We start from the raw sequence: 26,301 nt of genomic DNA on the forward strand, positions 1-26,301 counted from the left end.
GGCCGGTATCGCGCTGGGGGCGGGCGCGAAGGGGCCGGGAATGCGGGGCCGGTGTGGGACGTTCTTCCCCACGGATACGAGGAGGAGCGGTCACTGTGTTGGATCCCCAAGGGTTGTACGAATGGGAGCCGAGCGGGCTCGCGGCGGTTGAGGCGATCGCCGCCAGGGACTCCGCCGGTCTGGTGCTGCTGTACCACTTCGACGGCTATATCGACGCCGGCGAGGCGGGCGACCAGATCGTGGAGCGGCTGCTCGACGGGCTGACGCACCGAGTGGTCGCACGCTTCGACCACGACCGACTGGTCGACTACCGCGCCCGCCGTCCGCTGCTCACCTTCCAGAGCCACCGCTGGACCGCGTACGAGACCCCGAGCATCCAGCTGCGACTGGTCGAGGACACGACCGGTGCGCCGTTCCTGCTGCTGTCCGGCCCCGAACCGGATGTGGAGTGGGAGCGCTTCGCCGCGGCGGTACGGCAGATCGTGGAGCGGCTCGGGGTACGGCTGTCGGTCAATTTCCACGGCATCCCGATGGGCGTGCCGCACACCCGCCCCGTAGGGATCACGCCGCACGGCAACCGCACGGACCTGATGCCGGGGCACGGCAGCTACTTCGACGAGGCCCAGGTGCCCGGCAGCGCCGAGGCGCTGATCGAGTTCCGGCTCGCCGAGGCGGGACACGACGTCCTGGGTGTGGCGGCGCACGTACCGCACTACGTCGCCCGCTCCGCGTATCCGGACGCCGCGCTCACAGCCCTGGAGGCGGTGACGGCCGCGACCGGTCTGGTCCTGCCCACCGCGGCGCATTCGCTGCGCACGGAGGCGCTGCGGACCCAGGAGGAGATCGAACGGCAGATCTCCGAGGGTGATGAGGAGCTGGTCGCGCTGGTCAGCGGGCTGGAGCACCAGTACGACGCGGTGGCCGGGGCCGAGACGCGCGGAAATCTGGTGGCCGAGCCGATGGAGCTGCCCTCGGCGGACGAGATCGGCAGGGAGTTCGAGCGTTTCCTCGCGGAGCGGGAGGGTGACGGAGGCGGGGCATGACCCCGGCCTGAGCGTGACCCTGGTCCGAGGGGGCCGGATTCCGGGGCGGGGGAGCTGGGCGATGTGCTGCGCGGTGGGCGGCCGGCTGAGCAGTGGGCCGGCCTGTCCGTTGCGTCGGTCCGGCTGGTGTGGCGCGCGCCGTTCGGCCGGCGCGTGCGGTGCGGTGCGGGCAGTATGCGCACTGCGATGTGTGCGGCGTGGCGCGGTGTGTGCGGTGCCGGGGTCGGCGTTCCGTGGACCGTATAGCGTGGGCGCATGGTGAAAGTGGGGCTGACGGGCGGAATCGGCGCGGGCAAGAGCGAGGTCTCGCGATTGCTGGCGTCCTACGGCGCGGTGATCGTGGACGCCGACAGAATCGCCCGCGAGGTTGTCGAGCCGGGGACGCCCGGACTGGCGGCGGTGGTCGAGGAGTTCGGGGCCGGCGTCCTCGCGCCCGACGGCACTCTCGACCGGCCGAAACTGGGCCGCATCGTCTTCGCCGACCCGGAGAAGCTGAAGGCGCTGAACGCGATCGTGCACCCGCTGGTGGGCGCCCGCTCGGCCGAACTCGAGGCGTCGGCGGGGCCGGACGCGGTGGTGGTGCACGATGTGCCGCTGCTTGCGGAGAACGGCCTGGCACCGCTGTACGACCTGGTGATCGTCATCGATGCCGCACCGCAGACCCAGTTGGACCGGCTGGTGCGGCAGCGCGGTATGACGGAGGACGAGGCGAAGTCCCGGATGGCGGCGCAGGCGACCCGCGAGCAGCGTCTGGTGGTCGCGGATCTCGTCATCGACAACGACGGACCGCTGGCGGAACTGGAACCGCAGGTCCGGAAGGTCTGGGAGCGCCTGCGGAACCGGTGAGGCCGATGGGGCGGGGCTGATGGGGCGGGGTGCCGGCGGAGCTTACGAGCAGGATGTGGCGGGAGCGCCTGCGGGTGGGGTGCGGGTGGGCGATAGCCTCGCCGCCATGACTGCTATCGATCTTGACTCCGCGACCGCCGTTTCCGGCCCCGGCCCCGGCTCTGCCTCTGGCGCGGAAGCCGGCTCCGATGCCCCCGAGGTCTCCGCTGTGCCCGCCGCGTCATTCGTCGTCAGTATCCCCGGGTTCGCGGATGCCGAGCTGGAGCCGGAGCCGCTGGATCCCGGTCAGATCGTCTCAGGGGAGCCGGTGGTGACCGGCAAGGTGCTGTGGGAGTCGCCGGACGGGCGGCAGATCCGAGGGGTCTGGCAGATCACGCCCGGCGTGGTGACGGACACCGAGGCCAACGAACTCTTCGTGGTCGTCAGCGGGCGCGCCACGATCGAGGTGGCGGACGGTCCGGTGCTCCAGGTGGGACCGGGGGACGCCTGCATACTGCGCGAAGGCGACCGCACGCGGTGGACCGTGCACGAGACGCTGCGCAAGGCGTACCACATCAGCCTGTAGGGGCTGGGCCATGGGAAGAGGCGGAGCGGGGAGCGGGTGGGGCACGGGGGAATTCGGTGGCGGACGGGATTGTTGTGGGGCACGTAACGCCGTGCGGTGGGTGGCTGACGGGCTGCCCGGACGGCCCCGGAGAGGAGACGGTTGTGCCCGATCGCAGCCCCGAGACGCATGTCATCGACTTCCGCGCCGCGGAGCACCTGTTGGAGGCCCGCGATCCGCGCGGTGCGATCCGGCTGCTGGACTCCGTCATCTCCGCACACCCGGAGAACACCGCGGCCCGACTGCTGCGTGCCCGCGCCTTCTTCCTCGCCGCTCAACTGCGCCCCGCCGAACTCGAGTTCCAGATCGTGCTGGAACGCGAGCCGGACAACGCCTTCGCCCACTTCGCGCTGGGCCGCACTCTGGAGCGTGCCAACCGCCCCGTGGAGGCGCTGCGTCACTTCCGCCTCGCGGCGGCTCTGGAGCCGCGCCCGCAGTTCATCGAGGCGGCCCGCTTCGCGAGCGGTACGGATGACGGTGACGGCGGCCCCGGCGCGGGTCACCGCCGGAGTTAGGGCTAGCGGGGCGGGCCGGGCCGGGCCTGGACAGCAGCTTGCCGAGGGCCCGCGGATCTGGGCGGCGTCCCTGGCCCGGACAAGTGATTCCGGTGCGGGGTGTCGTTCCGGTCGGTGATGCAGGCCCGCATGTCCACGTCCAGGACCTCGGCGGGTGGCCGGACTCCGCGGCGTACGCCCGGACGTCGTGGCGTACGCGCTGATCCGCCGACTTGGAGAACCACCGCTCGGCCAGGCTCGGCCATCGCGGTTCGCTGGGTGTGAAGTCCGCTGGGTGTGAAGACGGTTCGCCGGGTGGGAGGGCGATCCGCTGACGGGGACGTGGGGGTGGAGGCGGGGTGGGCGGAGAACCGGTGCTGCATCGTCGGGGCTCTGTGGGTGGCGTACTTGCTGCGGATCAGATGCACCTGGTGGCCTTCGGATACCTCCTTGCCGATCGTGGTGGGGAACCGGCGGAACGTGACCGTGCGGCATCGGCGGCGAGATGAATCGACGGCCTTTCCTGTCGTGCGGGCCGGCGCCCCGGGGTGAGGCTCGTCCGCCGGTCCGTCCGGCCGGCCGGTCCTGAGGGGAGCCGTTCCGCCATGTGGATACGGCACCCCGTGGCAGTTCCGGGTCGGCGGCGACGCCTTACGGCCCGGCCTTGCGTCTCCGGCCGGTGGTGTCCCGTCTGCCGAAGGCGTCGTTCCGGCCGTGGTCGGGCTCGTAGGGTGGTATGTCCTTGCCCGGCTGGTAGTGCGGTCCCTGCCGGATGTGCCGGATCACCAGCGACAGATCGACCGCCGCCACCGCCGCCACGGCGGCACAGGCGGCCGCCCATTCCGGCCTGCCGGCCATGACGAAGGCCACTGTTCCGGCGATGGTCCACAGGAGTCCCCACAGCGCCAGCCCACAGCGCATTTTCAGCGGGCTGCGTGCCTGAAGGGGTTCATTTCCCGTACGCATCGGCACCCATCTCCCACCTACAGGATCCTCCCGCCGGGCAAGCCCGTCACCTGCCCCGCGGTGGCGATTCGGGAAGCGCGTCAGGGGGTGGTGTGACGGCCGTGCCGCGGGTCTGGACCCGGGGCGTGGTGCTGCTGCTGCCGTCCGTGTGAGGGCAGGCTCGGAGTCCTCTGCGCAGCGTCCTCGCTCCATGACGTCCCGTACGCGCCGGAGGTCCGCTACCGCATCAGTGCTCCCCACCGTCCTCCCCTGCCCTTCGCGTTCCTTCCGCCGCATCATCAGCGGTCGCGCCACCGCCTGCCGTCCCACCGGCCACGCCGCCGTCGCCGTGCTTCGGGCGAGAGTGGCCTCGTTGGCGTGGGGGCGGGACCCACGGCTCCCTGTCTTTCCGGGTGGTACCGCGCTCCGTGCCGTCACCTCCGCGAACTCGTTCATCCGGTCCAAGGGGCCCATCCGGCCTATGGGGCCCGTGGAGCCCATACGGTTCATGCGGTCCATCGGGTCTGTCGTACCGGTCCTCGGTTCCCGCTTCGCGGGGTCGTGGATCGCCCGCCGGATGCCCGTTGATCCAGGACAGCCCGCCGATGTCGAGGTGTGAGCGGGCGCGGGTCACCGCGACGTAGGCCAGACGCGCCTCGTCGATGTCGATCGGCCCGGGGAGCGGCGTTCCGTCCTCGCCGCGCTCGTCGAGATCGCCAGGAGGCGTGAAATCGTCCGCGATGCGCACGCTCGCCCACTCCCGGCCTTTGGCCCGATGTGCCGTGGACACCGTCACCTCCGCCGATTCCTCCGGCCAGAGCCGCTCCAAGGCGTGTAACAGGGCTGCGGTGCCGTGTTCATCGACGAGCCCCACCAACGGCAGCAGATCCCGGCCCGCCGGGTCGTACGCCGCGTATTCCCGCAGTTCCGCCCAGGACTCGAAGAGCATCAGCTCGGGATGGGACGTGCGGCGCCCCGCCTCCAGGTCGTGGGCGGCCCGCACCAGCGCGCTCAGCGCCTCGCCGCCACCGGCGAGCGCGACCCGGCGGTGCGCCTCCAACTGCCGCATCACCTCCACCATCGCCCCGACATTCGACCGGCACAGGATCGCCGCCGGTTCGCGGACCGGGCCCAGCTCCGTCTCCAGCCACGGGGATCCGGTGAGCCGGATCGGCGCGTCCACGATCGTCAGCCAGCGGTTGGCCTCCGCGGCCAGTGCCGGCCCGAAGCGGAACGAGCGGGAGAGGGTGAGCTGCCTGCCGTCGAATCCGGTCATCACATCGCGTGCGCCGCGCCAGCCGTAGACGGCCTGCGCGGAGTCCCCGACCAGCACCAGCTGTGCGTGGTCCCGCTGCGCCATCAGGATTTGTTCGACCACGGGATTGGTGTCCTGCGCCTCGTCCAGGAGCAGGAAGTCCACCGGGATGACGGGCTCTCGCAGTGCCCACATCTTGAGGTAGTGATCGTGCTCGAAGCGGACGACGCCGTGGTCGGGGCGTTGCAGGTCGCGCCATGCCTTGCGGGCGTAGGGCAGGACGATGCCGGTGAGCTGATGGTGCAGCGGTGCCGATTCCGCTCCGCGCAAGGGCGGGACATGGTGGCGGGTGATTTTCTCGTCGGCCGATTGGCAGAACCGGGTGACCGTGCGCAGGACCGTATGGGAGAGGGCCTTGTGGTCGACCGTGCGCGCCCCGATGCGTACGGACAGGCCGACGTCGATGCCCAGGGCCGCGCCCGTTCTCCACCCCGCCTGCCGAGGGGCGTTCATCCGTGCCTGGTAGGCCCTGCCCACCGCGGTATATGCGAGGGCGTGAGCGGTTCCGCAGGCCACGCCGGCGGGGAACTCCCGGGCGGCGTCGCGCGCGACGGCTCTGTTGAAGGCGATGTACCGACCGAGCCGGCCCTCGCGCCGTGCTTCGCGCGCCAGCATCGCGAGGGTCGTCGTCTTGCCGGTGCCGGCACCGGCCTGCATCACGAGGTGGGTGCCGGCCCGGAACGCGTCGGCCGCGGCGGTCTGCTCGGGAGTGGGGGCATGCATGGGAACTCCTCACCGACAAATGACGATTACCGAGAGTGATGACGTCACTCACCGTAGCGGATTTCGGAGGGAGGGTGAGATGTGCTGTGCGGCCTGTGGATAACTCCGCTCGGCGGCCCCGGCGGCCCCGGCGGCCCCGGCGGGGTCAGCGGGGTCAGCGGGGTCGGCGTGAGCCGTCGGCGACCGGCGTGGGAAGCGCGGCCGAGACGCATTGTCAGTGCCGTCTGCTTCCATCGACATCACGTTCCGTCGACATGACGCACGGCGCGGCGGGACCGACGCCGGTGTGCAGCCGACACGGGGGAGGGGCAGTGCGTACGACCGTAGACTCGCAGGTCGGGGCCGCGAGGGTGAGCCGGGCACGGCAGGCCCGGCCGTGGCCGCGACCGGCATGGAGCGAAAAGGCACGAGGGGACGGCAGGAACGGTATGGCGAGGCGGTGGGAAGCGGCAGCAGGGGCCGGTGGGCCGTCGGACGCCGCGCTCACGGCCGGGTCCGGGGCGAGCGGGGACACCGGCGGCCTCGCTGCCGCCGTGGCCCGGTGTGCCGTGGTCTTTCTGCCTGCCCGGCCACCGCGCGCCGGACAGCTCGCCCTCTGGCGGCCCGATGGCGGCCGGCTCCCGGACACCGGCGCCGGCGAAGGAGCGGCGCGGGGCGCGGACGGAGCGGCCGCGCCGGCCACCGGGCCGGCACAGCTGACCGTCGCCCGCCGCCACGGAAACGGCGCACGCAGCCGCACCGTCCCCGCCGTGCTGCTCCCGCTGGCCGACGCCGTTCCGCTGCTGGTCCGCGCCCGCCACGATCCGGCCGCTCACCCGGCCGCCGCCTGCTGGGGCGCGGCCACCCTGCACGCCCTCCACCTCGCCGCGCGCGGAAAAATGCTGCCTGGGCTGACCGCCGAGGACACCGACGCCTGGCGGGCCGGCCCGCTGGACCCCGACGACATCGCGCATCTGCGGGCCATCGCCGCCGCCATGCCCGCCGAGGCGTACGCCGTGCCGCTCCCCGGCAGCCGGCCGCTCCAACTGCCCGACCCCGCAGCTCTGGTACGGCTCTTCGTGGACGCCGTCGCCGACACCCTGCCGCGCACCCCGGCCGCCGCCCTCGTGGCCGGTGTCCCGTTCGCCGCGAGTGCGCCGCAGCAGCTCCCGGGCGCCCGGGAATGGGCTGCCGAGGTCGCGGCCGGCGCCGACGCCGGAGTGCGGCTCTCCCTGCGTCTGGACCTGGCCCCGCACCGGCTCTTCGACACCGGGCGCCAGGACGCCGGGACCGACACGGGCAGCGGTGCGGAAGGTACCGGTGGCCCGGACGCCGCCGGTGCGCGCGCCGGCGGCGGTGCCGAAGAGCGCGGCGCGGCGGCCGTCGTCCTCCAGGTCCACAGCCTCACCGACCCGACCCTGGTCGCCGACGCCCGCGACCTGTGGGAGGGCGACGGCCCCGACCATTTCGGCCCGCGCTCCCGCGTCGCCACCCTCCTGGCACTGCGGCGCGCGGCCCGCGTCTGGCCGCCGCTCACCCGCCTCCTGGAGCGGCCGGTCCCCGACGTACTGCCGCTCGGCGAGGACGAGCTGTACGAGCTGCTGGGCGCGGCCACGCCGCGACTGGGCGCAGCCGGGGTGACCGTCCATTGGCCCAAGGAGCTGGCCCGCGGGCTGACCGCCGCGGCCGTGCTGCGCCCGGCGCCGGGCTCGGCCGCGGACGGCTTCGGCTTCTTCGACACCGATGAACTGCTGCAATTCCGCTGGCGGCTGGCGCTGGACGGCGCGCCGCTCAGCGAGGCGGAGATGGACGCCCTCGCCGAGGCCCACCGCCCGGTCGTCCGGCTGCGCGACCAATGGGTCCTGGTCGACCCCGCGCTCGTACGCAAGGCCCGCAAACGGGAGCTGGGCTACCTGGACCCGGTCGACGCGCTCGCCGCGACGCTCCGCGGCACGACCGACGTGGACGGCGAAGAGATCGAGGTGGTGCCCCTGGGCGCGCTCGCCGAGCTGCGCGGCCGCCTCACCACCGATGCGCGCCCCCTGCCCCAGCCACCCGGGCTGCGGGCGACCCTGCGCGACTACCAGCTGCGCGGTATGGCCTGGCTCGACACCATGACCTCGACCGGCCTCGGCGGCTGCCTCGCCGACGACATGGGCCTCGGCAAGACCATCACCGTCATCGCTCTCCACCTCCACCGGCGGCCCACCGCACCCGTCCTCGTCGTCTGCCCCGCCTCCCTCCTCGGCAACTGGCAGCGCGAGATCGAGCGCTTCGCCCCCGGCACGCCCGTACGCCGCTTCCACGGTGCCGGCCGCAGCCTCGACGGGCTGACCGGCGGCTTCGTCCTCACCACCTACGGGACGATGCGCAGCAGCGCCGCGCAGCTGGCCGCCCAGTCCTGGGGATGGGTCGTCGCCGACGAGGCCCAGCACGTCAAGAACCCGCGGTCCTCCACGGCCAAGGCGCTGCGCAGCATCAAGGCTCCGGCCCGGATCGCCCTCACCGGCACCCCCGTCGAGAACAACCTCTCCGAGCTGTGGGCCCTCCTCGACTGGACCACCCCCGGGCTGCTCGGCCCCCTCAAGACCTTCCGCGCACTGCACGCCCGTGAGGTCGAGGGCGGCGAGGACCCGGAGGCGGCGCGGCGGCTGGCCCGGCTGGTGCGCCCGTTCATCCTGCGCCGCAAGAAGTCCGATCCCGGAATCGCGCCCGAACTCCCGCCCAAGACCGAGACGGACCATCCGGTGGCGCTGGGCCGCGAACAGGCCGCGCTCTACCAGGCCGTCGTCCGCGAGGCGCTCGCCCGGATCGAGTCCGCCGAGGGCATCGCGCGCCGCGGCCTGGTGATGAAGCTGCTGACCGCGCTCAAGCAGATCTGCAACCACCCCGCGCAGTACCTCAAGGAGGCCGCGCCCGGTCTGGCCGCCCGTTCGGGAAAGCTCGAACTCCTCGACGAACTCCTCGGCACCATCCTCGCCGAGGGCGGCGCGACACTGATCTTCACCCAGTACGTCGGCATGGCGCGGCTGCTCGAACGGCACCTCGACACCCATGGCATCGCGCACCAGTTCCTGCACGGCGGCACCCCCGTGGCCCAGCGGGAACAGATGGTCGACCGCTTCCAGTCGGGTCACACCCCCGTCTTCCTGCTGTCCCTGAAAGCGGCCGGTACGGGCCTCAACCTCACCCGCGCGGGACACGTGATCCACTACGACCGCTGGTGGAACCCGGCGGTGGAGGAGCAGGCCACCGACCGCGCCTACCGCATCGGCCAGACCCAGCCCGTCCAGGTCCACCGCCTGATCGCCGAGGGCACCGTCGAGGACAACATCGCCCAACTCCTCACCGCCAAAAGGGCCCTCGCCGATGCGGTGCTCTCCGGTGGCGAGGCCCCGCTCACCGAGCTGTCCGACGCCGAACTGGCCGACCTCGTCTCCCTGAGGAGGCCCGGATGAACCCTCGTCCCGCAGCCGGCGGTTCCGGCTCCCACCGCTCCGGCGCGGGCCGGGCCGCGGCCGTCGGTGGCACCACGGGCGCGGGCTTCCGGGGCCGGCCCGCCACCTCGGGGCGCGCCGCCGCCGCGGACCGGCTGGTCCGCGCGGACCGTTCGCGTACGTTCCCGCCGCTGCCGGTCCGTACCGGCGCCGGAGATCCGTCCGCCGAATCCTGGTGGGGGAGCGCATGGCTGGACGCGCTGGAGACCACCGCCCTGGACAGCGCCCGGCTCGCCCGCGGCCGGACGTACGCCCGCGACGGCCATGTGGACACCATCAACGTCACACCGGGCCGCATCGTCGCCACCGTACGCGGCAGCAGGCCCCGCCCCTACAGCGCCGAGATCCGCATCGGAACCCTGACCGACGAGGAGTGGTCCGGCCTCCTCGACGCGATCGCCGCCGAGCCCGCCCAACTCGCCGCCCTCCTGGCCAAGAAGCTGCCCCGGACGCTGGCCGAGGAAGAGGTGCGCCTCCTGCCAGGTCCGGGTGACCTCGTGCCCCGCTGTTCGTGTCCGGACCACGGCCGTCCCTGCAAACATGCCGCCGCGCTCTGCTTCCAGGTGGCCCGCCTCCTGGACACCGACCCCTTCGTCCTGCTGCTGATGCGCGGCCGCGGCGAGCGCGAACTCCTCGACGAGCTCTTCCGCCGTAACGCCGGCCACACCGCACGCGAAACCCGCGCACACCCCCTCGCGGCCCCCGTGCCGCCCGGCGGCACAACCGTCCCCGGAACCGCCGGCGCCGCCACCGGACCCACCGCTTCCGGCCACCCCGGCCCGGCCCGAGAGACCCGCACCGCCGCCGGAACGGCATCCCCGGCAAGCCCCGCACCCCGCGGCGTCCTCGCCCGCGAGGCCCTCGGCGACCGCCCCCGGCCGCCGCTCCCGCCGCCCCTGCCCGCGCCACCGCACCCCGGCCGCCCGCCGGCCCTCCCGGACGCCGACGGCCTCCCCTTCGATCCGGCCGTCCTCGAATTCCTGGCCGCCGACGCCGCGGCCCGTGCCCACGCCTGCGTATCCGCCGCCGGTCCCCGCGGCTCGGGAGGGCCCGCCGTCCCCGGCCCGTACCCGGCGCTGCCCCCGTGGGAGGACGCCATCCGGCTGGCGGCCACCGCCCACCCCACCGCGGGCCTGACCTCCACCACCCGCGCGCTCTACCGTGACCTGGCGGCGGCCACCGGCCGTACCCCCACCGATGTGGCCCGCTCCGTCGCAGCCTGGCGCCAGGGCGGCGCCGAAGGGCTCTTCCTCCTCCACACCTCGTGGAACCCCCCGGCCGGTGACTTCGACCGCGCCCGCAGTGCCCTCCTCGCCGCCGACCTCCCGGCGCTGCGCCCGCACCACAACCGCCTCACCGACCCCCGCGGCGGCATCCAGCTCCGTTTCGGCCACGACAACCGCTGGTATCCGTACGAATCCGAGCCCGGCGCCGAGGACTGGTGGCCCACCGGGCCCGCGGACCCCGACCCCGTGGGCGCCCTCACCGCCCTGCTCGCGCGATGACTAACCTCAAGGCCGTGGAAGGTCTCGACACACTCACCCGGTCCCTCGCGCAGCGCACCCCCGAGCAGCTCGCCGCGCTCCTCAGCCGCCACGCCGAGCCGCTCGCCCGGAAGCCCGCGCCCACCCAACTGCGCGGCCTGGCCGGCGCGTTGTGGTCGTACGAAACCCTCCACCACCTGGTGCTGCACCTCGACCACCCCCGGCTCCAGGTACTCGCCACCGCTGCCCGCATCAGCCAGGACCTCGCCGCGCGCGCCGCACCGGGCCCCGCCGCCCCCGCCCCGGGCGCAGACCACCAGTCCCTGATGGCACACCGGCTGTCCTTCCCGCACCTGGCCACCGCACCCGTCCCGCCCGAGGACGTCTACGCCGCGCTCGGTGCCACACCACCGGGCCCGGCGCGCACCGCCGCCGAGACCGCCTTGCGCTCCCTCTGCGACGACGGACTGGCCGCTCTGACGGAGGACGGCACCCTCGTCGTCCCGCCCCGCGTCCCGCAGCTCCTGGCCGCTCATGACCTCGGCGCGTTCACCCCCGCCGCCCCGCGGCCCGCCTCCGACGGCACTCCGCCGGCCACCGCCCACCCCGGGCTCCGCCCCGCCGTGGTCACCCCGGCCGCGCTCCACGACGAGTCCCGGGCCGCCGCCGCGACCCTCGCGGCCACCGTGGACCGCCTCCTGTCCGCGCTGGCGACACAGCCCGCGGCGCTGCGCAAATCGGGCGGACTGACCGTCCGCGAGATCAGGCGGCTGGCCAGCGCGGCCGGCGCCACCGAACCGCACACCCGGCTCCTCCTCGACCTCACCCTCGCCGCCGGCCTGATCGCCCTGACCCGTACCCCCGCCGGTATCACCGCGCTCCCCACCAGCGCCTACGACGACTGGCTCACCCGTCCGCCCGGCGAGCGCCTCGCCCCCCTCCTGACCGCCTGGTCCGCCCTGTGGGCCGTCCCCACCCACACCCCCTTCGGCGAGACCGCGACCGCGCTGGTCCGCGGAGAGGACCGGCACGCCCCCGCGCTCCGGCACGCCCTGCTGGCCGCCCTCGCCGCAGTCCCCCTCGGCGCGAGCTCCCCCCTCCCGCCCCTGCCGCCCGCGGCAACCCCCGGCCCGGGGGACGACGCCGGCACCACCTTGCAGACCCTCCTCCGTGCCGCCACCTGGTACCGGCCCCTCGCCGTCACCGGGCAACCGACGGCCGAGGACCGCGCCGTCCACACCCTCCACGAAGCTGCCTACCTGGGCCTGACCGCCCACGGCACCCTCACGCCGCTGGGCCATGCGCTCCGCACCGACCCGCAGACCCTCGACGAGCCGCTCCGCGACCTGCTCCCGCCGCTCCTCGAACAGGCCCACTTCCAGGCCGACCTGACCGCCGTCGTCCCCGGCCGCCCGGCCGCCGCCCTCGCCGGACTGCTCGCCGCCGCGGCGGACCGTGAGTCCGAAGGCCACGCCGTCACCTGGCGGTTCACCCCCGCCTCCGTACGCCGCGCCCTGGACGCCGGCCACACCGCCGACAGCCTGCGCGACGACCTCACCGCCGCCTCGGCGACCGGCGATCTGCCGCAGCCGCTCGGCTACCTCATCCAGGACACCGCCCGCACCCACGGCCGGATGCGCGTCCTGCCCGTCGCCTGCTGCATCCGCTCCGACGACACGGCCCTCGTCGGTGAACTCGCAGCCCACCGCGCACTGCGCGACCTCGGCCTGCGCGCCATCGCCCCCACCGTCCTGGTCAGCGGCCGCCCGCCGGCCGCCACCCTGGAGGCGCTCCGCGCGGCGGGTTACGCCCCCACCCTCGAATCCGACACCGGCACCACGACCGTCGAGCGCCTCCCCGCCCACCGCACCAAGGCACCCGCCGCCCCCCGGGGCACCGGCGCCCCCCTCGCCCTCGCCCAACGCCTCCTGGGACTCCCCGCCGGGCCCCCGCACGCGACGGGGGCCGGGGGTCCGTGACCCGCCGCCGGCCCCCGACCCGCTTCCGGCGCCGACTCCGTGTGTGGGGTGCCATGCCGCCTACCGCCAGGGCGCGGCGGTCCGGGGTCCTCGCGTCCGGCTGCCGCGCACCGGGCCGCTCGCACGTCACCTGGCGGCGCCTCGCCCCCCGTCCGGCGGCAGTCCCTTGGGACAGCTCGCCGCGCAGCCGTAGCACCGTGCCCCGGTGACCTACGGAACGGTCGGCCCAGCCGGTCGGCCCGGTTCGGCCACCGGCCGTCGCAGACGGACCGTCCGCGCCGACGCAGGACGGCGGGGTACGGACCCGCCCGTGCGAGCTCCGGCGCAGCGGTGCGCGGTCGCTCGTGAATCACTGGCCGCCCGACCGCGGCGCGCGAGGACGAGCGAGACGCGAGCGTTGTCGCACGGGACCGGACGGAAGCCGCCGAAGCGTTGACGAGGCTGAGACCGCCGAGGCCGCGGACGGCCGACGTGACGGCACGCGCGACGCTTATGACGACACATTCGCCGGGGAACGTCAGCCGGCGCTCGGGGCCGTCACCTACGGCCACGCGGAGCGGGGGTATGAGCCCATGGCCGGCATCGCAGGCGGCATCACCTGCGCAGCCGCAGCCGCAGCCGCAGCCGCAGCCGCAGCCGCAGCCGCAGCCGCAGGTACGGGCGCGGGCACAGGCGTCCGCGGTTCGCGGTCAGGCTGCCCTTGGCGCGCGGTCACCAGGGGCCGTAACCCCCGGTGCCTGAGTCTGCAACACCCGGTATCTGAGCGAAATGGTCCATGGCGCCCCCATGGCACGGCAGGACCCGGGCGCGCCGGTCGGGCGGCGCGGATCCGGCAGGGGTGGCGGCAGAGCCCGCAGGCGGGACGGTACGGCGGGTGAGCCGTCGCGAGCCCCCTCCCCGTGAAGGGGGCTCGCGGACTGTGGGCCGCGGACCGGCCCGCGGTGCGGGCGGGTCAGCCCGCCGGCTTCCGCCTGTTGCCCCGGCCGGTGCGCCGCAGCGCCGTCGGCCCGAGGCTGAGCGGGCGGGGGAGACGCCGGGCGGGGCGCTCGGCGGCCGGGTGCGGTGGGACGGGGGTGACGGCCGCGGACGCATCGGCCGGATCGGGCCGGGAGACGGCCTCCGGTCCGGCCACGGACGCGTACGGAGGAGCCGCGGGCGGCCCCTGTCCGGCCGGCGTGGCGGAGCGGGCCGGGGCAGCGGAGCCGGTGGGCACCGCTGACACGCCCGGCGCGGCACCTGAAGCACCGGGCGGCGGCCCCGCGTCAGCCGGGCCCGCGATCCGTGGTGCCATCGGCGGCCGCGGACCGCCCGGCAGCATCTCGCCGCGTACTGCGGCGGCCGGCGGCGGTCCGGCCGGGCCCGGCCGCGCCGCACCCCGGACCGCGCCGAGGGCCGAAGAGGCACTCGGGAAGCGGGCCGCGGGGGCGGCGGCCGCGGTCACATCGACGTAGTCCTGGCAGACAGCGGACCGGCCGGCCGCGCCGGGCAGGAGGTGGTGCACGGTGGTGCCCACCAGCCGGGAGGCCGCCGGCCGTCGCCATACGGCGGGGGAGTGGACGCCCTGACCGGTGGCCTGGGCCCAGGACGCCTGGACGATACGCCCGATGCTCCGTTGCAGGCAGCGGGCGAGCGACGGATCGTCCAGTCCGCGGCGGTGCACCGTGTCGCGCAGCGCGACGGCACCGTGGGCGGCGAGGGACAGTCCCTGGCCGTAGTCGGGGTGGCACGCGGCCACCGCACCGCCGAGGACGACGAACCCCGTGGGCCAGGACGCCAGCTGTTCGTAGCGGCGCCGGCGGCTGGCCGTGTCGCGGGACAGTCGTACCTCGCTCAGCGGCTCGGCGCCGGCGATGAGGTCGCCGACGACGGGGTCCGCCATACTGCGGGCGAACGGCACGAACCGGTCGGCGTGCCCGGACGGTTGACCGCCCCGGTCGCCGGTGAGCGTGACCAGCCAGCGGCCGCCCTCGATGGGAACCAGCGTCGCCGTCCGCTCGGGACCCGGGGGAACCGGGCCCCCGGAAACGGCACCGCCGCCTGCCGGTTGTGCCCCGGCCACCGAACGGACGCTGATCACCGGGCAGTTCTCAGTGCCCGCCGGGGCCCGGAAGATCCGGGTGGCGCAGACGATCCCCGGGTCCACGGCCTCTTCGCGCGCGGCAGGTATACCGAGCGCCGCCAGTCTGCCGGGGGTGGCGGAGTTCCGGCCGGTGGCATCGACGACGAGGTCGGCATCCAGGCGGTACGACTCGCCGGTGACGGTGTCCCGGACCCGCACCCCGGTGACGTGGTCCGCGGTGCCGGACAGCCCTTCGGCTTCCGTACCGTCGAGGACGGTGACCCCGGGAAGGGCCGCCGCCTGCTGCCGCGCGACCCGGTCGAGCAGATCGCGGGAACAGGCGATCAGGTACGGCGCCGACGGCCGGTGCGGCGACCGGACCGGCAGGGACCGGCCGACGAGCCCGGCCGACAGCGGGATACGGCGGGCTCCCTCGGCCACCCACCGCGCGAGGGTGCCGGGCAGCAGGTCCTCGACTCTCCGGGCGCCCGCCGCCGCCAGCAGATGGGCGTGCCGGGGCTGCGGAAGATCCGTACACGGCACCGGAGTCCACGGCAGCCGCTCCCGCTCGACCACCACGACATCCGCGTGCGCGGTCAGTGCCGAGGCGGCCAGCATCCCCGTGAAACCGCCGCCGAGCACCACGGCGAGGTGCGGTCGCCTGAACCGGAGCGCGGTGCCGCCCGACCTGCCCGGCGCGTTCACAGACAGTGCCATTCCCGGCAGGGGCGCCGGGTTTCCGGGCGGGTGGGTGTCGCGTCCGGAGAGGGCAGTGCCGCATACGGAAGGGACCGGCGGCGCGCGGCGGCGCGGACAGTGCCGGTGGCGGCCGTGAGCGAGGCCGTCCACGCGGCCGGCAGGGAAGCGGACACGGCCCGCAGGATGCGCAGGTGCGCCGGCGGCAGTGGCAGCGCCCGTTGCAGGTCCCGGCAGGCCGGCGCGCAGGCCCCTGTACCGGTGTCCGATTTCCCCATGTGACTCCCCCTCAGCCTGTGCACGCCCCGCCATACACACGGCCATGTGCTTTGCCGCACGTCACTCACCCGGGGCGGCGCGGACGGGTACCACCTCGTGAAACGAGCTCTGCCCCGGGGAACGCGGCCGCCACCTGATGCCGACGGTGGACACGACTCCGGATGGTAGGCGGCGGAGATTCCCTGCGGTACCTGCGCATGTCCCAGGGGCGCGTGGCAGCCACCCCGGGGATACCCATGGGTAGATCTGATGCAAAACGGCGAAATGGGTGGAAAGCGCTCCGCGCGTTTCTCGTGACGCGAGAAAGCCGGCCGGTATCGCTCATGGCGCGACGGGTGTGGGCGCCGGAAGCCCCTTGTTGTTGGCGTGAAATGGTCGGGTGCCCGCGGGGTGACGGACGCCGTGCCTACCCTGTGCGGACACCGCAGGTGAGAACCCGAGGGAGAGTCGTGCGCGCGATCGTGATGCGAGAATTCGGCGGTCCGGACGTGCTGCGTCCGGAGGACGTCCCCGAGCCCGCGCCCCGTGGCGGCCACGTGCTGGTGGAGGTGACCCTGGCCGGCGTCAACTACGCGGATGTGCACGTACGGGGCGACTCCTATCTCGCGCCCGTCGAGCTGCCGTACGTTCCCGGCAACGAGGTCGTGGGGACCGTGGACGGCGCGCGGCGCGTCGTCGGGCTGTGCCGCGGCGGCGGATACGCGGAGCGGGCACTGCTGCACCGCAAGGTCATCTGGGACGTCCCCGACGGCATCAGCGACGAACAGGCCGTCGCGCTGGCACTCCAGGGCAACAGCGCCTGGCACCTGCTGTTCACCTCGCTGCGCATCACCCCGGGCGAGACCGTCGTCATCCCGGCCGCGGCGGGCGGCCTCGGCTCGCTGGCCGTCCAGCTCGCCGCCCACGCCGGGGCGAAGGTCATCGGCCTCGCCGGTTCCCCGGAAAAGCGCAAGCTGGCCGAGGAACTGGGCGCCCACGTGGTGGTCGACTCGACCGCCGAGGACCTGACCGAGCGCATCGTCGAGGCGGCCGGCGGGCCGGTCCGGGCGGCGCTGGAGATGACCGGCGGCGTCACCTTCGAGCGGACCCTCGCCGCGGTCGCCCCGCGCGGCCGGCTCGCGGTGTACGGCTACGCGGGCGGCGAGTTGGCGAGTGTGCCGACCCGGGACCTGATGGAGCGGTCCCTCACCGTCTCGGGCTTCTGGCTGCCCCAGCTCTACGCGGACCGGACGGCGCTGCCGGCCTCCATGCAAGCCCTGTTCGACGCGGTCGCGGCCGGCTGGCTCAAGCCGCTGACCGGCGCCACCTACGCCCTCGACGAGGCGGCTCGGGCGCATCGTGATCTGGCCGCCCGCACCCCGACCGGGAAACTCGCCCTGGACGTCGCACGCCGGCACCGGGCGTAGCACCCGGCGCCGGACCGGTACGACGGCCCGGGGCGCGTGTTCCGGGGCCGTCCGCCCGGGGCCGCGGATCACCCGGCGGGCGGCGGGTGGCCCGGCCCGCACCGTAAATGCCGTGCGCCTGCGGGCGCGGATCACTGTCAGGGGAGAGCACACACGATGGGCAACAGCACCAGAATTCCGGGATCCACCGCGTCGGCCGCCACCCACTCCGCTTCGGGCGCCGACGCCACGGTGGCGGGGGCCCCGGGACGCACCGGGAGTACGCGCCGGACGGCATCCGGGCCCGCGGCGGCCGCGGCCGCCGCGGGCTCCCGGACGTCGGGATCCGGCCATGCCGAGCGCGTCTTCCTCGTCCAGACGGCCTTCGCCGAGCTCGGCGGATCGGCCCATGGGCCTGGGGAAATAGCCGAATTCACCGGCCTGGACGACTCCGTCGTCTACCGCATCCTCCAGTCCGGTATCTACCAGCGCATCTTCGAACGGGTGGACCGCGGCCTCTACCGGCTGCGGACCTCGGCGGCGCAGCTCGCCTTCACCGCACTCGACCACCGTCTCGACGGCGCGACCTCGCAGACCGTGCTCGGCCGGCTGCGGACGGCCACTGACGACGGGCTGGCGTTCCTCTACATGGTGGCTCCGTTCTCCGGGGCGCACCGGCAGTGCGTCGATATGGCGGTCGGCGACTCCGACCTCGCGGAGCTGGGCATGACGCCCCGCGATGTGCTGTCCGTGACGCGCTCCCTGCGCACCGGCGCCTCCGGCCGGACGATCCTCGCCTACCTGCCGGCCGTGCTCCAGCAGCGGGTGCTCGCCGAGCCCGTACCCGACCAGGCCGGGCCGGGCGTCTACCGGGACAACGATGCCCTGCTGGCCTCCCTGGCCGAGGTCCGCGATCTGGGTCACGCGCTCGGCAACGAGGAGTGCATGGCCGGCTGGAACTCCTGTGCGGCCCCCATCATGTGGGACGGCGCCATCATGGGCGCGGTCCTGCTGCTCAAGCTCAAGTCCGTGATGCCGGTGGCCCCCGACGGCGTGATCGAGGCGACGAAGGAGGCGGCGGCCGAGCTCAGCCGCTGCGGAGCCGCGGTGCCGGCCGCGGACCAGGACTGAGCCGGGCCGCCCGGTGTCCGGCCTGGTCATGTCCCGGTCCGCCTCTCTACTCTGGCACCGGCAACCGGACACCGGACGCACCACACACAAGGGGGCCTCATGGAAGCGGAGTTGGTGACGCTCGCGCTGGCGGGGGCGACGACGCTGGTACAGCAGATGGCGACGGACGGCTGGGAGGGGGTCCGCCAGCGGGTGGCCTCCTTCCTCGCCCGGCGCCACGGCATGGCGGACGAAGAGGCACTCGAAGGTGAACTGGAGGTCTCCCGCGCCGATGTGCTGACGGCCCGCGAGGAGGGCGACGAGGACGGAGTGCGGGGGGTGACCGCCGCCTGGCAGCTGCGGCTGCGGCGCCTGCTGCGCGAGGACCCGGCCGCGGCGGCCGAACTGCGGGCCCTGCTGGACGAGTTGGCGCCGGAGCGGGATCGGGTCTCGGTGCGGGAGGTGCACAACAGCATCAGTGGCGGGGTGCAGCACGGCATGGTCATCCAGGCCGGGGTGGTCTCCGGTGACCTGATCAACAGGCCGTCGGGCGGACCGCACCCCGGCTGACCCGGTGCGCCGCGCGCCGCGGGGCCGGGCACAATGACGGGGTGCGGCTCGAAGCGATCACCTGGGAACGGCTGACCGACGCGCTCGCCGAGCGCATCGTCGCGATGCCGGCGCACGACGGGAGCCCGTGGCTGCGGGTGGCGGTCGACGGGGCTCCCGCCGCGTCCCCGGACGCCCTCGCGGCGCGGCTCACCGAGGCGCTGCGGGTCCGCGGGCGGGCCGTCCACCAGGTCGGCGCGTCCGGATTTCTGCGCCCCGCCTCGCTGCGGCTGGAGTACGGACGGCAGGACCCGGACGCTTACCACGACACATGGTTCGACCGGCAGGCTCTGTGGCGCGAGGTGTTCCGGCCGCTGGATCCAGGGGGCACCGGGCGGGTGCTCCCCGATCTGTGGGATCCGGTGGCGGACCGGGCGACGCGCAGTGCGTACGTCGAGCTGCCGCCCGGTGGTGTCCTGTTGCTGCACGGTCCTCTGCTGCTGGGTCACTGGTTCCCCTTCGATCTCTCCGTGCACCTGAAGCTGACACCGGCCGCGCTCGCCCGTCGTACACCGGAGGGCGAACGCTGGACACTGCCCGCGTTCGCGCGCTACGAGGCCGGGACCCGGCCGGAGGAGGCCGCGGACGTCGTCGTGCGGGCGGACGATCCCCGTCGGCCGGCCTGGAGCGGACCGGGCTGGAGCGGGCCGGGCTGAGCGCCGGTCCGGCCCCGGGCACCCCGGGCGTGCCCGGGGTGTCAGACGAGCTGCCGGATCTCACCGCGGACGCGGTAGAACCCGCCTGGGGCCGGGGACAGATCGTCGACGACGTACCGCACCCCGGGCCGGCGTATATGGCGCGGGAACTGGACGTTCCAGGACGGTTCGTAGCCGTCGGAGACGACGTGGACCCGCAGCCGGCCGCTCTCCTGGACGCACTCCACCACGATCCCCGAGGCCGCGGTGGAGGCCACCGTCCGCACCGTGGCGGACGGGGTGTACGTGGGCAGCGCGGCTGCCGACTTGACGTCCCGGGCGACCGGAACCGTGCCCGACCGGGCGGCGGCGATCGCCGCGTCGCTCGCGTCCACGCACACCAGGGACCCGTCGGTGGTCACCATGTACAGCTTCTCGTCCAGATACTGCATCGACAGCGCCGATCCGCCGCCGGTGCCCAGCTTCCACAGCCGGGTGCCGTCGGCGGCGAAGCAGTACACCGAGGAGGCCGAGTCACCGGCGAAGACATAGCGGCCGCCGGGGGCGGTGGCGCAGGAGTAGACGACCGTGTCGCACCGGTAGGTGGCGTGCAGCGCGCCGTCGTCCTTCGCCAGCCGCTGCACGACGCGCCGGTCGGTGCCGGCGTACACCGCGTCGTCCTCCTGCCAGCCGAACAGCACCGCACCCGTGGTCGGCGTGTGCCACAACTCGCCGCTGCCGTCGGCCGAGTAGGCGGTGACGCCCTGCTGATGGCCGTGGTAGACGGCATCTCCGTCGCGCCGGACCATCCACGCATGCGCGCCCGCACTGCGCCGCGACCACTGGTACTCGTCCTCGTGGTCGATGACGGTCAGCCCGCCGTTGCGGTCCGCGACATTCAGCACGCCTTCGTGGATGTCCAGCCAGAAGATGTCGACGTCGGGGGCGATGGCGTAGGCGGCGAACGGCAGCTTCGAGGAGAGGTCGTAGACCGTGCCGTCGTCGCAGCCCGCGTAGATCCAGAAGTCGTCCGCCACCAGGCACTTGACGCCGTCGGGGAGCTGGTAGCGGGCCAGCACCTCGCCGTCGTGGCCGAGGGTGTAGACATCACCGCTCTGGTTTCCGACCCAGCAGCGGTCCTCGGCGATATGGATCCCGAACGCGGCGGCGCCGGTACGGAACCGCCACAGCACCGGCGCCACCGCGCGGGCCGTCGACGGCGCGGAGGCGACCTGGCGCCGCGTCACAGACCGGGCGGCGCGCTGTCCGGCGACGGCGGGCGCATAGCCCTTGCGGACCTTCTCGCCGATCTTCCTGGCGGCCGCGGCCTGTGCCTTCTCCGCGGTCGGGAAGGACGAGGTCTGCTGCTGGCCGGCCGCGCCGATCCGTCCGTAGCGGACCGAGACGACCGTGCCCGCCACCGTCACCTCGTAGAACTTGTGTGCCCCGTCACCCTCTTGGGACAGCTCCAGATATGTCGTGCCGGACATGGCGATCCCCTCCCCGGGCGGCCCGTGCGACCGTTTCCCGCTGCTGAAAACCGTACGGCCGACCACTGACAATCGACCGCGGACACGATCAACGGCCGGACGGCACAGCGGTATGCGGGTGCCGGTCAGGCGTTGGTCAGGCGTCGGCCAGGGCCAGGAGCCTGGTGACCGTGCTCCAGTTGCGCGCGGTGGCCGTCACCCCGAACCGGACCCGGCCGACCGCCCCGGCGAGCCGGGAACGGCCGGTGCCGTCGGGGCACCACAGATACAGCTCGCGGCCGATCAGCCGGTACTGATCGGGCGCGAAGGCGGCGGGATCGAGCGCGTCCAGCCGGGCGGTGTCGGCAGGCACCGCCGACAGGAACGTGACATGCAGGCTCTTGGGCTCCGCCACGGCCTGCGGGAACGGGTTCGCGGCGACGGCGGCGGCCAGCTCGTCGCGGGTCCGGACGACGACCGGGACCGTAAGGCCCAGGTCGGCGGCGATCCGGTCCCGGATGGCGCGCGCGGTCTCCGCCGGCGGCTCACCGGGGTCGGCGAAGACGATGTTGCCGGTCTGGAGAAGGACGGAGACGTCCTCCAGACCCAGGGACTCGGCCAGCGCCAGCTGCCGTGCCTTGGGGAAGGAGTTGTGGCCTCCGACGTTGATACCGCGCAGCAGCGCGATCTGACGGGACATGGCACCGGCCGTTCGTAGGCCCCGGAACCCGGCCCGGACCCGGACGCGGCGGCGGGGGACGGGAAAGGTTCAGAACAGGGGCGCGGGGAGGACGCCCTCCAGGGCCAGCAGCAGCCGCTTGGTCTCCAGACCGCCGCCGAAACCGCCGATACCGCCGTCACTCGCCACCACACGATGGCAGGGGACGACGACTGGAAGCGGATTGGAGCCCATCGCCGCGCCCACCGCGCGGGCGGCGCCGGGCTCCCCGACCCGGTCGGCGAGATCCTGATAGCCGACGACGCTGCCGTAGGGGACGCCGTCGGCGAGCGCGTGCAGGACCCGGGCGTGGAAACCGCCGGAGAGGGACCAGTCCAGGGGGACGCTGAAGACCCGCAGCTCACCGGAGAAATAGGCGGTGAGCTCGGCCGCCGCCGTCGCCAGATGCGGTATCTCCGGGGACGGCGGGGCACCGAAGACGCGCTCCAGACGGGCCGACGCGCGGCGGGCCGTCGGTCCGTCGGCATGGAAGACGACCTCGACCAGGCCCTCCCGGGTCGCGGCGAGCAGCAGGGGGCCGATCGGGGTGTCCAGCAGCCGCCGGCCCCAGGCGCGCCCGGCATCCGGCCCGGCATCCGGCCCGGCATCCGGCCCGGCATCCGGCCCGGCATCCGGCGCGGTGTCCGGCTCGCCCGCCCGCCCCGGCAGCTGCTCCGTATGCGCAACCCGCTCTGAATTCGTCACGTGATCAGCCTAGGACGCCCCACTGACAACGTGGCGGCGAGCGGGCCGGTCCGCGCCGCCCCGGCCCCGCACCGCCCCGCTCACCGGGTCAGCGGCCGTGGCCCGTCAGTGCCTCGCGCACCACGTCGGGCCTGCTGCTGATGACGCCGTCGACACCCAGCCCGGCGGCCTTGCGCGCGGTCGGGGCGTCGTCGACGGTCCAGGTGTAGAGCTCCAGCGGGCGGTGGTGCGGGCCCTTCAGCCGCTTGACGGCCGCGACATAGGCGCGGGTGAGCGCCGTGTGGGCGGGGTTGATCTGGTCGCAGTACCTGGCGTACGCGGGGAGGTCGGCGGCCGCCGGGTTGCCGAGGAGGCCGGTCTTGATGTCCGGCCGCAGACGGTGGACGGTTTTGACGGCGGCGGCGTCGAAGCTCTGGACGATCAGACGGTGGTTGACATGCGAGGTGTTCAGCCAGCCCGCGCGGCGCAGCTCCCTGAGGGTCTGCCGCTCGATACCGGGGTAGCGCCGCGGCGACTTGAGCTCCAGCAGCAGCTTCTGGCCGTTGTGCTCGACCTCGTCCAGGTAGGCATCGAGGGTGGGCACCCGCTCACCCGTGAACTCCGGCCCGAACCAGCTGCCCGCGTCCAGTTTCTCGATCTCGCGGAGCGTGAAGTCGCCGACGTTCCAGGGCGAGCGGTGCGGGAAGACCTGCTCGGCGTCGGTCGTCCGGGCGAGCGAGGTGTCGTGCAGGACGACCAGCCCGCCGTCCTTGGTGCGCTGGACGTCGTTCTCGACCCAGTCGAACCCGAGCCGGTCGGCCGCGTCGACCGAGGCGAGGGTGTTCTCGGGCGCGTACGAGGGGGCGCCACGGTGGGCGACCGTCGCCACCGTCCGGTGGCCGCCGGACGTGGCCGTGGCGGCGGGTGGGGCGAGGACGAGCGCGGACAGACCCAGGAACGCGCCGGTGACAGCGGCGGCGACGGGGCGAATACGCATACGGACTCCTCGTGACGTCATGGGACGCGAGCTGACGGGAACCGGTGGGCGGGAGGTGGCGCGCGCCGGCCGGCAGCGGTGCGCGGCCGGGTGGCGCGAGGGGCGGATGCGGGCGGGCCGGCCCCGGGGCGGCCGGGACGGGGGACGGAAGCAGCCGGTGCTCCGTGGTCGAGGGCTTGGGCGTGCGATGACCGGAAGGCGCCGGGCTGGGGACGTACACCCGGGCGCCGTCCAACTTGCCGGAGACACGGCGTTCACGCATCCCGGCCGACGGTTCGTCACCCCTCGTGTGTCTGACCGGTTCCGGCTTCCCGGGGCGGCGCGGCTCCCGCGGCAGGCCCCCGCGCGCGGGCGCGGGCACCTGCGCGGGCGTAGTCGTGGGCGTGGGCACGGACACCGGCGCGGGCACGCCGGGCGGGCTCACGCCCGGTCACGGCCGGGAGCCGTCGGGGTGCCGGCCGACCGCCCGGCGCCCTCGGAAGCCTGCTTACGCCCCTCGGGCAAAGATGCTGGTCGGAGCGCTCGCCCGGTCGATTGTCAGTGCCGGGTCGTACGGTGGATTCATGCGGCCCGTATCAAAGATCGAACGCACGGTGGCGCCCTTCGAGGTCGTCAGCCCCTACCAGCCCAATGGCGACCAGCCGGCGGCCATCGCCGAGCTGGAACGGCGCATCCGCGGCGGTGAGAAGGATGTCGTCCTGCTGGGCGCGACCGGCACCGGTAAGTCGGCGACCACCGCGTGGATGATCGAGAAGCTGCAACGCCCGACGCTCGTCATGGCGCCCAACAAGACCCTCGCGGCCCAGCTCGCCAACGAATTCCGTGAGCTGCTGCCCAACAACGCCGTCGAATACTTCGTCTCCTACTACGACTACTACCAGCCCGAGGCGTACGTCCCGCAGTCCGATACGTACATCGAGAAGGACTCCTCGATCAACGAGGAGGTCGAGCGGCTGCGCCACTCCGCGACGAACTCGCTGCTCACCCGGCGTGACGTCATCGTGGTCGCGTCGGTGTCCTGCATCTACGGCCTGGGCACGCCGCAGGAGTACGTCGACCGCATGGTGCCGCTGAAGGTCGGCGACGAGATCGACCGGGACCAGCTGCTGCGCCGCTTCGTCGACATCCAGTACACCCGCAACGACGTGGCGTTCACCCGGGGCACCTTCCGGGTACGCGGCGACACCATCGAGATCTTCCCGGTCTATGAAGAGCTGGCCGTCCGGATCGAGATGTTCGGCGACGAGGTCGAGGCGCTGTCCACGCTCCACCCGCTCACCGGCGAGGTCATCAGCGACGACCGGGAGCTCTACATCTTCCCGGCCAGCCACTACATCGCGGGCCCGGAACGCATGGAGAAGGCCATCGCCGGTATCGAGGCCGAACTGGCGGACAGCCTCGCCACGATGGAGAAGCAGGGCAAACACCTGGAGGCCCAGCGGCTGCGCATGCGCACCACGTACGACATCGAGATGATGCGGCAGATCGGCTCCTGCTCCGGCATCGAGAACTACTCGATGCACATGGACGGCCGTGAGCCCGGCTCCGCGCCCAACACCCTCATCGACTACTTCCCGGACGACTTCCTCCTGGTCATCGACGAGTCGCATGTCACGGTCCCCCAGATCGGCGCCATGTACGAGGGCGACGCCTCCCGCAAGCGCACCCTGGTCGAGCACGGCTTCCGGCTGCCGTCCGCCATGGACAACCGGCCGCTGAAGTGGGAGGAGTTCCTGGAGCGCATCGGCCAGACCGTCTACCTGTCGGCGACCCCGGGCAAGTACGAGCTCGCGCGCGGCGACGGCTTCGTGGAGCAGATCATCCGCCCGACCGGCCTGGTCGACCCCGAGGTGGTCGTCAAGCCCACCGACGGACAGATCGACGACCTGGTGCACGAGATCCGCACCCGCACGGACAAGAACGAGCGTGTCCTGGTCACCACCCTCACCAAGAAGATGGCCGAGGACCTCACGGACTACTTCCTGGAGCTCGGCATCCAGGTCCGCTATCTGCACAGCGATGTGGACACCCTGCGACGCGTGGAGCTGCTGCGCGAACTGCGGGCCGGCGAGTACGACGTCCTGGTCGGCATCAACCTGCTGCGGGAGGGACTCGACCTCCCCGAGGTCTCCCTGGTGGCCATCCTGGACGCCGACAAGGAGGGCTTCCTGCGGTCCGGTTCGGCCCTGATCCAGACGATCGGACGCGCGGCGCGCAACGTCTCCGGACAGGTGCACATGTACGCCGACAAGATCACCCCGGCGATGGAGAGGGCCATCGACGAGACCAACCGCCGCCGGGAGAAGCAGCTCGCGTACAACAAGGAGAACGGCATCGACCCGCAGCCGCTCCGCAAGAAGATCGGCGACATCGTCGCGACGATCGCCCGCGAGGAGATCGACACCCAGGAACTGCTGGGTTCGGGATACCGCAAGGGGTCCGGCGCCAAGGACGCCCAGGGCAAGGCGCCGGTCCCCGCGCTTGGCGCGAAGGCCGCGAAGGGCCGGGCGGGCAAGGGCGGGAAGGGCGCCGTGGCCCTGACGGACCGCCCCGCCGCCGAACTGGCGGAGCTCATCGAGGAGATGACCGAGCGGATGCGGGCCGCCGCCGCCGAGTTGCAGTTCGAGGTCGCCGCCCGGCTCCGCGACGAAGTGGGCGAACTGAAGAAGGAGTTGCGGCAGATGCGGGAGGCCGGGGTCAGCTGACGGGCGGCGCCGCGGCGGGCGGGCGGCGCCCGGTGTGTTGCAGAAA

19 protein-coding genes are annotated in these 26,301 nt (G+C 73.7%); 12 read left to right on the forward strand and 7 right to left on the reverse strand.

Annotated elements, in window-relative coordinates; all coding sequences use genetic code 11:
- Positions 1-95 precede the first annotated feature (95 nt).
- The 4 genes from ACLJWH_RS07650 (at position 96) to ACLJWH_RS07665 (ending at position 3,008) form a co-directional block, all read left to right on the forward strand.
- Positions 96-1,043 (forward strand): proteasome assembly chaperone family protein, encoded by a 948-nt coding sequence (locus tag ACLJWH_RS07650; protein WP_411140810.1) that lies wholly within the window; start codon positions 96-98, stop codon positions 1,041-1,043.
- A gap of 255 nt (positions 1,044-1,298) precedes the next feature.
- Positions 1,299-1,889 (forward strand): dephospho-CoA kinase, encoded by a 591-nt coding sequence (coaE, locus tag ACLJWH_RS07655; protein ID WP_411140811.1) that lies wholly within the window; start codon positions 1,299-1,301, stop codon positions 1,887-1,889.
- Between the two features lie 106 nt (positions 1,890-1,995).
- Positions 1,996-2,454 (forward strand): cupin domain-containing protein, encoded by a 459-nt coding sequence (locus ACLJWH_RS07660; RefSeq protein WP_411140812.1) that lies wholly within the window; start codon positions 1,996-1,998, stop codon positions 2,452-2,454.
- Positions 2,455-2,597: 143 nt separating this feature from the next.
- Entirely contained in the window at positions 2,598-3,008 is a 411-nt protein-coding gene (locus tag ACLJWH_RS07665; RefSeq protein WP_411140813.1) for a tetratricopeptide repeat protein, read from the forward strand.
- A 630-nt stretch (positions 3,009-3,638) separates the two neighbouring features.
- On the opposite strand, the gene ACLJWH_RS07670 is transcribed toward ACLJWH_RS07665, so the two are convergent.
- Together ACLJWH_RS07670 and ACLJWH_RS07675 are read right to left on the reverse strand one after the other, a co-directional pair.
- Positions 3,639-3,953, reverse strand: coding sequence for a DUF6343 family protein (locus ACLJWH_RS07670; protein ID WP_411140814.1), 315 nt, complete (start codon positions 3,951-3,953; stop codon positions 3,639-3,641).
- 226 nt (positions 3,954-4,179) lie between these two features.
- Positions 4,180-5,970, reverse strand: a complete 1,791-nt coding sequence (locus tag ACLJWH_RS07675) for a UvrD-helicase domain-containing protein (protein WP_411140815.1) — start codon at positions 5,968-5,970, stop codon at positions 4,180-4,182.
- Between the two features lie 428 nt (positions 5,971-6,398).
- Here ACLJWH_RS07675 and ACLJWH_RS07680 point away from each other — a divergent pair, with 428 nt between their 5' ends.
- The 3 genes from ACLJWH_RS07680 to ACLJWH_RS07690 are packed head-to-tail and all read left to right on the forward strand — an operon-like array spanning position 6,399 to position 12,909.
- Entirely contained in the window at positions 6,399-9,407 is a 3,009-nt protein-coding gene (locus tag ACLJWH_RS07680) for a DEAD/DEAH box helicase (RefSeq protein ID WP_411140816.1), read from the forward strand.
- Positions 9,404-10,951 carry an SWIM zinc finger family protein gene (locus ACLJWH_RS07685; RefSeq protein ID WP_411140817.1) on the forward strand — a complete coding sequence of 516 codons (1,548 nt, stop codon included), beginning with the start codon at positions 9,404-9,406 and terminating at the stop codon, positions 10,949-10,951. The genes ACLJWH_RS07680 and ACLJWH_RS07685 overlap by 4 nt, the downstream gene beginning before the upstream one ends.
- Positions 10,948-12,909 carry a helicase-associated domain-containing protein gene (locus tag ACLJWH_RS07690; RefSeq protein ID WP_411140818.1) on the forward strand — a complete coding sequence of 654 codons (1,962 nt, stop codon included), beginning with the start codon at positions 10,948-10,950 and terminating at the stop codon, positions 12,907-12,909. The genes ACLJWH_RS07685 and ACLJWH_RS07690 overlap by 4 nt, the downstream gene beginning before the upstream one ends.
- A gap of 952 nt (positions 12,910-13,861) precedes the next feature.
- Here the strand turns inward: ACLJWH_RS07690 and ACLJWH_RS07695 are convergent.
- Positions 13,862-15,685, reverse strand: coding sequence for an FAD-dependent monooxygenase (locus tag ACLJWH_RS07695; protein WP_411140819.1), 1,824 nt, complete (start codon positions 15,683-15,685; stop codon positions 13,862-13,864).
- Positions 15,686-16,392: 707 nt separating this feature from the next.
- Here ACLJWH_RS07695 and ACLJWH_RS07700 point away from each other — a divergent pair.
- The 4 genes from ACLJWH_RS07700 to ACLJWH_RS07715 all read left to right on the forward strand — a co-directional run bounded on the left by ACLJWH_RS07700 (position 16,393) and on the right by ACLJWH_RS07715 (position 19,703).
- Entirely contained in the window at positions 16,393-17,349 is a 957-nt protein-coding gene (locus ACLJWH_RS07700) for a quinone oxidoreductase family protein (protein ID WP_411140820.1), read from the forward strand.
- Between the two features lie 156 nt (positions 17,350-17,505).
- Positions 17,506-18,459, forward strand: coding sequence for an IclR family transcriptional regulator C-terminal domain-containing protein (locus ACLJWH_RS07705; protein WP_411140821.1), 954 nt, complete (start codon positions 17,506-17,508; stop codon positions 18,457-18,459).
- Between the two features lie 99 nt (positions 18,460-18,558).
- Positions 18,559-19,008: a hypothetical protein gene (locus tag ACLJWH_RS07710; RefSeq protein WP_411140822.1), complete on the forward strand. Its 450-nt coding sequence runs from the start codon at positions 18,559-18,561 to the stop codon at positions 19,006-19,008.
- Positions 19,009-19,049: 41 nt separating this feature from the next.
- Positions 19,050-19,703 (forward strand): uridine kinase, encoded by a 654-nt coding sequence (locus ACLJWH_RS07715; protein WP_411140823.1) that lies wholly within the window; start codon positions 19,050-19,052, stop codon positions 19,701-19,703.
- Between the two features lie 41 nt (positions 19,704-19,744).
- Here ACLJWH_RS07715 and ACLJWH_RS07720 read toward each other — a convergent pair whose 3' ends face one another.
- The 4 genes from ACLJWH_RS07720 to ACLJWH_RS07735 form a co-directional block, all read right to left on the reverse strand.
- A complete protein-coding gene (locus ACLJWH_RS07720) occupies positions 19,745-21,172 on the reverse strand; it encodes a WGR domain-containing protein (protein ID WP_411140824.1) in 1,428 nt (475 codons plus the stop codon).
- A gap of 136 nt (positions 21,173-21,308) precedes the next feature.
- Complete coding sequence (locus tag ACLJWH_RS07725; RefSeq protein ID WP_411140825.1) at positions 21,309-21,851, reverse strand: DUF1697 domain-containing protein; 543 nt, start codon at positions 21,849-21,851, stop codon at positions 21,309-21,311.
- A 69-nt stretch (positions 21,852-21,920) separates the two neighbouring features.
- The gene (locus ACLJWH_RS07730) at positions 21,921-22,427 is read right to left on the reverse strand and encodes a methylated-DNA--[protein]-cysteine S-methyltransferase (RefSeq protein ID WP_411140899.1); all 507 of its coding nucleotides are present in this window, start codon (positions 22,425-22,427) and stop codon (positions 21,921-21,923) included.
- A gap of 235 nt (positions 22,428-22,662) precedes the next feature.
- On the reverse strand, positions 22,663-23,550 hold the full coding sequence (locus tag ACLJWH_RS07735; protein WP_411140826.1) for a glycerophosphodiester phosphodiesterase: 888 nt from the start codon (positions 23,548-23,550) through the stop codon (positions 22,663-22,665).
- 563 nt (positions 23,551-24,113) lie between these two features.
- Between ACLJWH_RS07735 and uvrB the strand changes: the two genes are divergently transcribed.
- Positions 24,114-26,255 carry an excinuclease ABC subunit UvrB gene (gene uvrB, locus ACLJWH_RS07740; protein ID WP_411140827.1) on the forward strand — a complete coding sequence of 714 codons (2,142 nt, stop codon included), beginning with the start codon at positions 24,114-24,116 and terminating at the stop codon, positions 26,253-26,255.
- The last annotated feature ends 46 nt before the right edge of the window (positions 26,256-26,301 follow it).

Origin of the sequence: Streptomyces sp. x-80 (assembly GCF_046549095.1) — a bacterium.
In the GTDB taxonomy this organism is placed as follows: domain Bacteria; phylum Actinomycetota; class Actinomycetes; order Streptomycetales; family Streptomycetaceae; genus Streptomyces; species Streptomyces celluloflavus.